Source organism: Arenimonas sp. (genome assembly GCF_019459675.1).
Lineage (GTDB): Bacteria > Pseudomonadota > Gammaproteobacteria > Xanthomonadales > Xanthomonadaceae > Arenimonas.
The window spans coordinates 1-7,362 of record NZ_JAIBFH010000221.1; the positions used below are offsets into that span (position 1 = coordinate 1).

At 67.2% G+C, this 7,362-nt stretch carries 7 protein-coding genes; 3 read left to right on the forward strand and 4 right to left on the reverse strand.

What is annotated here, in order from left to right; all coding sequences use genetic code 11:
• The 4 genes from K0M70_RS07535 to groES all read right to left on the reverse strand — a co-directional run.
• Positions 1-232, reverse strand: a 232-nt coding sequence (locus tag K0M70_RS07535; protein ID WP_290781149.1) for a hypothetical protein, incomplete at its 3' end; no start/stop codon positions are given.
• 420 nt (positions 233-652) lie between these two features.
• Positions 653-1,102, reverse strand: coding sequence for a hypothetical protein (locus tag K0M70_RS07540; RefSeq protein ID WP_290781151.1), 450 nt, complete (start codon positions 1,100-1,102; stop codon positions 653-655).
• A 235-nt stretch (positions 1,103-1,337) separates the two neighbouring features.
• Complete coding sequence (gene groL, locus K0M70_RS07545) at positions 1,338-2,987, reverse strand: chaperonin GroEL (protein WP_290781153.1); 1,650 nt, start codon at positions 2,985-2,987, stop codon at positions 1,338-1,340.
• A gap of 71 nt (positions 2,988-3,058) precedes the next feature.
• Complete coding sequence (gene groES, locus K0M70_RS07550) at positions 3,059-3,346, reverse strand: co-chaperone GroES (protein ID WP_290781155.1); 288 nt, start codon at positions 3,344-3,346, stop codon at positions 3,059-3,061.
• Positions 3,347-3,622: 276 nt separating this feature from the next.
• Here groES and K0M70_RS07555 point away from each other — a divergent pair, with 276 nt between their 5' ends.
• From K0M70_RS07555 to K0M70_RS07565, 3 genes are all read left to right on the forward strand, one after another.
• Positions 3,623-5,374 carry an endonuclease gene (locus K0M70_RS07555; protein WP_290781163.1) on the forward strand — a complete coding sequence of 584 codons (1,752 nt, stop codon included), beginning with the start codon at positions 3,623-3,625 and terminating at the stop codon, positions 5,372-5,374.
• 348 nt (positions 5,375-5,722) lie between these two features.
• On the forward strand, positions 5,723-6,088 hold the full coding sequence (locus K0M70_RS07560) for a helix-turn-helix transcriptional regulator (RefSeq protein ID WP_290781157.1): 366 nt from the start codon (positions 5,723-5,725) through the stop codon (positions 6,086-6,088).
• A 112-nt stretch (positions 6,089-6,200) separates the two neighbouring features.
• The coding region (locus tag K0M70_RS07565) for a protein-disulfide reductase DsbD (protein ID WP_290781159.1) at positions 6,201-7,362 on the forward strand (1,162 nt) is incomplete at its 3' end.

Consider the following 7,362-nt stretch of genomic DNA (forward strand, 5'->3'; position numbering starts at 1 on the left):
CGGGCGCCCCGCGGCCGGCGGCTTGCGCGTCCCGCGGTGCGGGGTGGGGGGCAGCGGCTCCCACATCGCCCGGTCCGGTAACGGCGGCGGCGTCGGCGGCAGCCGTAGCCACATCCGCCGGCGCCGGAGCGGCCGCGGTCGTTTCGGCCGTCGGCGGCTCCTGCGCCCACACGGGCCCCGCCATCACGCTGCTGGAAGCGAGCAGCAGGCTCGCCAAGAATCGAATGCGCATGCACTTTCCCCTGTTCTTGATGTCGGCTTGTTGCCGCCGTCCGATGCTATCGGCATCGCAGGACCGGGCAAGTCACGTGAACCAAGCGCATTTGGAGGACATGCGTCGCGTGCCGGCGAGACAGGAAAGATTTTCTCCCAAGTGAAGGTGCTGGCGTCGCCCCCCGCACGTGCGTGAAGAACCCAAAAAAAAGCCCCGCCGAAGCGGGGCTTTCGATGTTGCGGGTTGCGCAGGCAAGGCCAGACTTAGAAGTCCATGCCACCCATGCCGCCGCCCATGCCACCGCCGGCGCCGCCGCCGTCGTCCTTCTTCGGAGCCTCGGCCACCATCGCTTCGGTAGTGATCATCAGGCCCGCGATGGACGCGGCGTTCTGAAGAAGGCTCCGCGGCGGGGCAGGGCCTTCCGACGGCCGGGCGGGTTTATTTGAACGTAACGGTCCGCAGGACGTATTCGCCAGTGATCTCACGCATTGCAGGATAGTTCTTGACGATTTCCCGGACCTTGCCTTGGTTGGCATCGCCCCAGGCCTTCATGAAGGCGTCGTAGCGTTCCTTGGACGGCTGCATGTCGGCGCCCTTGGCATACCTGACCACCAGGACGATGTTGAAGTCACCCGAACTGGGGAGGTCGCTGACGTACACGACGTAGTCGTCGATGTGCCCCAATTCTTTGGCGACCTTGTTGGACGCCACCCAGGTTTGACGGATGCCTTCGAGGTAGTCATCGATCATGTTGGCCTGCACTCTGATCGTGGAGATGTGCGAGACCCCTTCGCTCGGCTCGTAGTCCGTGTAAGGCTTGAGTTGTGCCCATGCCGACGCCGCGAAAAGCAGCAGCGTCAGCGCCAGCAGCTTGCAAATAGTCTTCATGGTGTTCCCCTGGTGATGCGCGGGGCCGGATTGCCCCGCCCGCCGACGCTACTCCCCGGCGAGGCGTATGGCACTTGAAGAAGGCAAATGAAATGACCTTTTCAAGGCTTTCCGAGCAATTGGCCGACGCCAGCGCCGAAGTACGTATTTCTTCTTCGAAAGGGAATTGCCACCAAAGGAAAAGGCCCCGCCGAAGCGGGGCCTTTCGTGTTGCGTGGGGCGCGAAGCGGGGGACTTAGAAGTCCATGCCGCCCATGCCACCCATGCCGCCGCCCATGCCACCGCCGGCGCCGCCGCCGTCGTCCTTCTTCGGAGCCTCGGCCACCATTGCTTCGGTGGTGATCATCAGGCCCGCGATGGACGCGGCGTTCTGCAGCGCGGTGCGGGTGACCTTGGTCGGGTCCAGGATGCCCATGTCCAGCATGTCACCGTACTCACCGGTGGCGGCGTTGTAGCCGTAGCTGCCCGTGCCTTCCTTGACCTTGTTCAGCACCACCGACGGCTCTTCACCGCAGTTGGTGACGATCTCGCGCAGCGGGGCTTCCATGGCGCGCAGGGCGATCACGATGCCGTGGTTCTGGTCTTCGTTGATGCCGCGCAGCGCGCGCAGGTTGGCCAGCGCACGGATCAGGGCGACGCCGCCGCCCGGGACCACGCCTTCTTCAACGGCGGCACGCGTGGCGTGCAGGGCGTCTTCGACGCGGGCCTTCTTTTCCTTCATCTCGATCTCGGTCGAGGCACCGACCTTGATCACGGCCACGCCGCCGGCAAGCTTGGCAACGCGCTCCTGCAGCTTCTCGCGGTCGTAGTCCGAAGAGGTGTCTTCGATCTGCGCCTTGATCTGGGCGATGCGGGACTGGATCAGCTCGGCCGAACCGGCGCCGTCGATGATCGTGGTGTTTTCCTTGGTGACCTGGATCTTCTTGGCGCGGCCCAGGTCCTTGATGGTGGCCTTCTCAAGCTGCAGGCCCACTTCTTCGGAAATCACGGTGCCGCCGGTCAGGATGGCCATGTCTTCCAGCATCGCCTTGCGGCGGTCGCCGAAGCCCGGGGCCTTCACGGCGCAAACCTTGACGATGCCGCGGATGGTGTTCACCACCAGCGTGGCCAGCGCCTCGCCTTCCACCTCCTCGGCCACGATCAGCAGCGGCTTGCCAGCCTTCGCGACGCCTTCCAGCACCGGCAGCAGCTCGCGCACGTTGGCGATCTTCTTGTCGTACAGCAGGATGAACGGGTCTTCCAGCTCGGCCGACATCGACTGCTGGTTGTTGACGAAGTACGGGCTGAGGTAGCCGCGGTCGAACTGCATGCCCTCGACCACGTCCAGTTCGTTGTCCAGGCCCGAGCCTTCTTCAACGGTGATCACGCCTTCCTTGCCGACTTTGTCCATGGCCTTGGCGATCAGCTCACCGATGTTGGCGTCGGAGTTGGCCGAGATCGAACCGACCTGGGCGATTTCCTTCGAGGTCGAGCACGGCTTGGAGATCTTCTTGAGCTCGGAGACGGCCTCGACCACGGCCTTGTCGATGCCGCGCTTGAGGTCCATCGGGTTCATGCCGGCCGCAACGGCCTTCATGCCCTCGCGGATCAGCGCCTGCGCCAGCACGGTGGCGGTGGTGGTGCCGTCGCCGGCGATGTCGGAGGTCTTGGAAGCGACTTCCTTCACCATCTGGGCGCCCATGTTCTCGAACTTGTCGGCCAGCTCGATTTCCTTGGCGACGCTGACGCCGTCCTTGGTGATCGTGGGGGCGCCGAAGCTCTTGTCGAGCACGACGTTGCGGCCCTTCGGGCCGAGCGTTGCCTTCACGGCATTGGCGAGGATGTTCACACCCTTCACCATGCGGGCGCGGGCGTCTTCACCGAAACGAATTTCCTTGGCAGCCATTTCTTAACTCCAGAATATGTTTGAGGGGGGATGTGGCGGTGCCGGTCGCGCAGGCGCGGGCCGGCGGAAGATCAGCCCAGGATGGCCAGGATGTCGTCTTCCTTCACCACCAGGATCTCGTTGCCGTCGACCTTCACTTCGGTGCCGGCGTACTTGCCGAACAGCACCTTGTCGCCAACCTTCACGGTCGGGGCGCGGGTGGTGCCGTTGTCCAGCGCCTTGCCGGCGCCGACGGCGATCACTTCGCCCTTGATCGGCTTCTCGGTGGCCGAGTCCGGAATCACGATGCCGCCAGCGGACATCTTTTCTTCTTCCATACGCTTGATGACCACGCGGTCGTAGAGCGGCTTGATGTTCATGCTTTATTCCTCGTTATTCCAATGATTTCAACAACATGGGCCAAGTGTGTTAGCACTCGACCCCGGTGAGTGCCAATGATACGCGCACGGCAAGGGGACAGGAAGCCGGGCGACCCCGACTCAATGGGGCCGGGGCATGGGCTTTCAAGGCTGCCGCCCTGCAGCCGGCGCGGGCCCATGGGGTCACGGCTGTCACAAATCACTGGCAGACTCAGCTGCCCGGCATGGGCACCGCAATCCCCCCTCCAAACCTTGCACTGGAGTTTCCGGATGTCGATGACCCACCGCGGCCTGGCCGCCCTGGCACTTTGCGCTGCCCTGTCCCCGCTTGGCGCCCGCGCCGAAGTGTTCATCAACGAAATCCACTACGACGACAGCACCGCGTCCGGCGACACCGGCGAGCGCATCGAAGTGATGGCCACCGCGGGCGAATCGCTCAGCGGCTACCGCATCTATCTGTACAACGGCACCAACTCGCCCACGGCGGCCACCTTTTACGACAACGACCTGGTGCCCGCCGGCAGCCTGGTGGCCTGCGGCGCCACGGTGCGCGTGGCCACCGTCACCTACCCGGTGAACGGCATCCAGAACGGCAGCTACGACGGCATCGCGCTGGTGAACCCCAGCGGCCAGGTGGTGCAGTTCCTCAGCTACGAGGGCGTGATCAAGGCGTCGAACGGGCCGGCCGCGGGCCGCACCAGCGTCAACCTGCCGGTGTCGGAAACCAACAGCACGACGCCGGGCACGTCCCTGCAGCTGGGCGGCACGGCCACCGGCTCGGCCGGCTTCACCTGGCGCGCGTCGGCCACCCAGAAGTTCAACGCCTGCAACAACAGCCAGGTGGTCAGCGCGCCCAACCCGGCGCCCACCGTCACCGGCACCACGCCGGCCAACGGCGCCACCGGCTTCCCGGCCGCCGGCGACCTGGCCGTGAGCTTCAGCGAGTTCGTCACGCTGGGCAGCGGCGCTTTCACCCTGCAGTGCTCGCTGTCGGGCAACGTGGCGCTGACCCACCCCTCCAGCGGCAGCAGCTTCATCATCAGCACCAACACCGCGCTGCGCGGCGGCGAAAGCTGCACGCTGACGGTGGTGGCCAGCCAGGTCACCGACGCCGGTGGCGCCAGGCTGGCCGCCAACCGCACCGTGGGCTTCACCGTGGCGGCAGCACAGACCGGCTACTACAGCCGCGTAAACACCTCCAGCGCCTCGCAGCTGCGCTGCTCGCTGCACGCCACCATCCGCGGCCACACCGCTTATCCGTACAGCGGCACCGGCACCAGCGCCTGGACCATCCTGGAAATCGCCGATGAAAACCCGGCCAACACCGGGCAGATCCTGGACGCCTACCGCAACCGCAGCTACCCGAAAGTCAGCGGCCGCGCCGGCACCGGCACCGGCCTGACCTACAACCGCGAACACACCTGGCCCAATTCGCTGGGCTTTGGCAGCGCCACCGGCAACCTGGGCCTGCCCAACGCGCCGTACACCGACACGCACATGCTTTACCTCACCGATACCAGCTACAACGCCGACCGCGGCAACATGCCCTACGCCAACTGCGCGCTCAGCGCCCAGTGCGGCGAGCGCGTCACCGAGGTCAACAGCGGCCGCGGCGGCGGCAGCGGCGTCTACCCGGGCAACTCGAACTGGTTCAAGGGCCCCAACGGCAACGCCGGTTCGTTCGAAGTCTGGGGCAAGCGCAAGGGCGACATGGCGCGCGCGATCCTCTACATGGCCATCCGCTACGAAGGCGGCCTGCATCCGACCACCGGGCAGACCGAACCCGACCTGGAGCTGACCGACAACCGCGCGCAGATCGTGATCACCTCGGCCTCGCCGGCCTACATGGGCCTGATGTCCACCCTGCTGGCCTGGCACCAGGCCGACCCGGTGGACGCCGCCGAGCGCGAGCGCAACGAGGTGATCTACAGCTTCCAGGGCAACCGCAACCCGTTCATCGACCACCCCGAGTGGGCCACCACGGCACTGTTCACCTCGGCCAAACCGGCCAGCTGCAGCCTCAACTGAGGCCCCGCCGCAGCCCGGGCCAGCGGCCCGGGTTGCGTTTTTACCGGACCCTGCCCCTACAATCGGGGTGAGGTTCGAACCACCGCCCCCGGCAACACGACCTGCGCAACGACAGGGCGGTCCGGGGCACGGCGGTGATTCGTCCAGGAGGCCGGCCCGGCTTGCACCGGTGTCGCTCTTCTGAGGGCTTGACGCGAATACGCGCAGGCCGGCCTTGCCAGGCATCGGATGCCGCACGGTCCTCAGGGGAGGCCGCATGTGGGTGAACTCCGGCGCCGGGCAATCACGTCGACGTCGATGCAAAGCGACGCGGCGATGCAAGTGCGCTGTATTTCCGGGGAAACATCGATGACGCTTCTATTCAACCGCATCAGGCAGGCGCGCCGAGGCGCCGAGATGTCACAGTCCGAACTGGCCCTCACCGTGGGCGTGGCCCGCAGCGCCGTGGCGCAGTGGGAGCGCAAGGACGGGGCCAAACCCACCACCGACAATATGGGCAAGATCGCCCTGGCCACCGCCGTCAGCTTCGAATGGCTGGCCACCGGCCGCGGCGGACGGTGGATCGGCGGTGACGATGAAACGCCGGCCATGATGCTCAACTTCTACGCCCAGTGCGGGCTGGAGGAGCGGCTGCTGATTGCCTTCCGCTCCCTGCGCAGCCCGGAGCAGCAGCCGCTGGTGGATTTCGTGGAGGCCATGACCGACCGGTCCTGAGGGTCGGCGCCGGGGGAGTTCTCGCCTTGGCGACGAACTTCCGGGGATACTTGCTGTCTGAGCGTCTGGTCGGGTCTGCCTGGCCGGACCCGCCCCCACCCGAGATCCCCGCATGACCCGTTGGCTGTTGGCCCTGGCGGCCGCGCTGCTGCTTTCTCCGGCCGCCCAGGCCCTGGACGAAGCCGACCTGCTGCCCATCGACGAAGCCTTCGCGTTGACCGCGAAGGCCAACGACCGCGGCCGCCTGGAGTTCACCTGGCAGATCGCCGACGGCTATTACCTCTACAAGCACCGGATGGGCGCCGAACCGCAGGCCGGCTTCACCGCCGCCGGGCCGCTGGTGCTGCCCACCGGCACCGCCTACACCGACGAATTCTTCGGCGACGTGGAAACCTACCGTGGCTCCGTGACGGCCACGCTGGACGGCAGCGCCAGCGCCGACACGACCCAGGTGAAGGTGAAGTACCAGGGCTGCGCCGACGTGGGCATCTGCTACCCGCCCCATACCCAGCTGCTCACCATCGCGCTGCCGGCGGGCGCCGCGGCGCCGGCCGCCAGCGTGATCACGTTCGACGCGCCGCGGGGCGGCAACCTGCTGGGCGATGCCGTGGCCCCGGGCGCCAGCGCCGGCCTGCCGCTGCCCGAGGCCCAGGCCTTCGGGTTCGAAGCCATCGTGGACACCCCCGACCGCCTGCTGCTGCGCTTCACCCCGGCACCGGGCTACTACCTCTACCGCGACAACACTACGCTGGCGCTGGACGCTGCCGGCGCGCGCGCGGGCGCCATCGCCTGGCCTGCGTCGAAGTCGCACTTCGACGAACACTTCGGCGACGTGCAGGTTTACTTCGACCAGGTGGACGTACCGCTGCCCCTGCTGCGATCCGACCCGGGGGCCATGCCGGCCACCCTGACGATCACCTTCCAGGGCTGCCAGGAAGAAGGCATCTGCTACCCGCCGATGACCCGCACCGTGGCCCTGCAGCTGCCGGCCGGCGGCACGGTGGCCACCGACGCGCGCGAAACGCCGCCCCGCCGCACCGCCACGCCACTGTGGCTGGCCCTGCTGCTGGCGCTGGGCGGCGGCGTCATCCTCAACCTGATGCCCTGCGTGCTGCCGGTGCTGTCGCTCAAGGCCGTGTCGCTGGCGCAGGGCGGCGGCCAGGCCAAGCGCCAGGCCCTGTGGTACACGGCCGGCGTGCTGGCCAGCTTTGCCGCGGTGGGCGCCGTCGCGCTGGCGCTGCGGCCCGGCCGGCCGGGGGGGGGGGGGGGGGGGG

Excerpts from the sequence above, each read along its gene's own strand:
- K0M70_RS07540 (WP_290781151.1), bottom strand. The coding sequence starts at position 1,102 with ATGAAGACTATTTGCAAGCTGCTGGCGCTGACGCTGCTGCTTTTCGCG.
- groL (WP_290781153.1), bottom strand. The coding sequence starts at position 2,987 with ATGGCTGCCAAGGAAATTCGTTTCGGTGAAGACGCCCGCGCCCGCATG.
- groES (WP_290781155.1), bottom strand. The coding sequence starts at position 3,346 with ATGAACATCAAGCCGCTCTACGACCGCGTGGTCATCAAGCGTATGGAA.
- K0M70_RS07555 (WP_290781163.1), top strand. The coding sequence starts at position 3,623 with ATGACCCACCGCGGCCTGGCCGCCCTGGCACTTTGCGCTGCCCTGTCC.
- K0M70_RS07560 (WP_290781157.1), top strand. The coding sequence starts at position 5,723 with ATGACGCTTCTATTCAACCGCATCAGGCAGGCGCGCCGAGGCGCCGAG.